We start from the raw sequence: 1,362 nt of genomic DNA, 5'->3' as shown, positions 1-1,362 counted from the left end.
CCTCTGCGGCGGCCAGGGCAGCGCGTAATTTGGCGAGTTCGGAGGCGGCATCAGACATGACCAATATTTACCAGCCGAAGCCGCGAAGCACCAATAAAAACAGGCTACCTGACGCAAATTAACCAGCCTTTGCAGGCCGTTGTGTCCAGCGTGGGTTACGCCAGTCGATGCCCTCCAGAAGATAACCCAACTGCGCCGCCGAGACCTGCACCGCTTCGCCCGACCGGCTTACCGGCCAGATAAACTTACCTGCCTCCAAGCGCTTCAAATAGAGCGACATGCCCACGCCATCATGCCACAGGATCTTGACCAGATCGCCTTTACGCCCCCGGAAGCAAAATATCTCACCCGCATGGGGATCACGGCCAAGCCCTTCCTGCACCTGTAGCGCCAGCGTGTTCATGCCCCGCCGCATATCGGTGACGCCGCCTGCGATCCAGACCTTCACGCCCGCCGGAAACGCAATCATTGCCCGTCCACCACTGTCAGAATCCGGGCAAGCGCTTCGGGCTCCACGCCGATGGGGAGGATGAGTCGACGCCCATTCGGAAGAGCCACCTCAATCCGGCAGTCCGGAGGTGGACTGGCATCGATCGGATTTGCCTGCGACGTGGAAACTTCCTTCGGCACAGTCACCGGCGCAAACGATACAGAGCCAGAAGACCCAAGCTCACCAGTTCGATACTGCCGCCGCCAAGTGGTCAGAAGCGACCGGCAAATGCCGTGCCGCCGAGCTGTGGCTGTCACCTGACGGTGGCCAATAAAGCTCTCCTCTACAATACGCAGCTTGTCATCATCCGACCAATACCGGCGGCGTTCACCATCGGCAGCAGACAGAACTTCGATTTGAGGGCGATTGATAAAGTCGGACATAAGGTCGGACTTACCATCAGATCGAGCCTGAGATCAGACGGCCGTCGCCGGAGGTTTACTATACAAAGGTTATAAGGAAGGTGGAGGGGCCGAGTTGGCGGCCCACTCCATCAATGAAAGAGCGTAACCCCGAATGGCCTGACTATTGGCCGCCGGGTCCTGACAACCCGCTTGGAACCCACGCGCTTTATCTGTCGTGGCAGTATTACCGGGTGCACGGGACCGGAGACACACGCAAGATCGGGCGCCAGTCATCAAACGGCTGTATTGGACTTTACAACGAGCACATTGCTGAACTTTTTGCTCTGGCAGAAGTGGGAACCCAGGTCAGGATTTTCTGAAACCCAAGGAAAGCTGGCTGATACTTCTATTTTTTAACATAAACTTCATTATGCGTATTTATACTGTAGCCGGGGCACATTCTAAACTGGGTTGCGACACTTCCGGTATCTTGCTGAAAAAGCAAGGAGAACAGACATGGCACATACA

2 protein-coding genes and 1 pseudogene are annotated in these 1,362 nt (G+C 56.2%); 1 reads left to right on the top strand and 2 read right to left on the bottom strand.

The annotated features are described in order from the left end of the window. Window positions 1–118: 118 nt before the first annotated feature. Together tnpB and tnpA are read right to left on the bottom strand one after the other, a co-directional pair. Complete coding sequence (tnpB, locus tag ACGYLQ_RS20815) at window positions 119–469, bottom strand: IS66 family insertion sequence element accessory protein TnpB (protein ID WP_067627601.1); 351 nt, start codon at window positions 467–469, stop codon at window positions 119–121. Further along, window positions 466–873 (bottom strand): IS66-like element accessory protein TnpA, encoded by a 408-nt coding sequence (gene tnpA / locus ACGYLQ_RS20810; protein ID WP_082849416.1) that lies wholly within the window; start codon window positions 871–873, stop codon window positions 466–468. Before tnpA ends, tnpB begins: the two co-directional genes overlap by 4 nt. Window positions 874–935: 62 nt before the next feature. On the opposite strand from tnpA, the pseudogene ACGYLQ_RS20805 reads away from it, so the two are divergent. Further along, window positions 936–1,214: pseudogene (locus ACGYLQ_RS20805) on the top strand (L,D-transpeptidase); the annotation flags it as partial. Window positions 1,215–1,362 lie beyond the last annotated feature (148 nt).

It is taken from the genome of Sulfitobacter sp. 1A12779, from assembly GCF_043557315.1.
GTDB classification, from domain to species: Bacteria; Pseudomonadota; Alphaproteobacteria; order Rhodobacterales; family Rhodobacteraceae; genus Sulfitobacter; species Sulfitobacter faviae.
Note: the sequence above shows the minus strand (reverse complement) of the source record. Positions and strands in the feature narration are given on the sequence as shown.